The 255-nt window shown below is 70.6% G+C and carries 1 protein-coding gene; it reads right to left on the bottom strand.

All coding sequences use genetic code 11. The features are described from left to right. Nucleotides 1–255 (bottom strand): TAL effector repeat-containing protein (locus tag F7R02_RS26085; protein ID WP_151210382.1); only part of this gene is annotated, 255 nt, incomplete at both ends.

Raw genomic sequence — 255 nt, 5'->3', positions numbered from 1 at the left:
TTGCTGGCGATGGCCACCACCTGCTGCGGGGTCAGGCCATGGGCCTGGCACAGCACCGGCAACAGCCGCTGCACCGTCTCCAGCGCCTGCTTGCCGCCATCGTGGCTGGCGATGGCCACCACCTGCTCCGGGGTCAGGCCATGGGCCTGGCACAGCACCGGCAACAGCCGCTGCACCGTCTCCAGCGCCTGCTTGCCGCCAACATTGCTGGCGATGGCCACCACCTGCTCCGGGGTCAGGCCATGGGCCTGGCAC

The organism is Xanthomonas cissicola, from assembly GCF_008801575.1.
In the GTDB taxonomy this organism is placed as follows: domain Bacteria; phylum Pseudomonadota; class Gammaproteobacteria; order Xanthomonadales; family Xanthomonadaceae; genus Xanthomonas; species Xanthomonas cissicola.
Note: the sequence above shows the minus strand (reverse complement) of the source record. Positions and strands in the feature narration are given on the sequence as shown.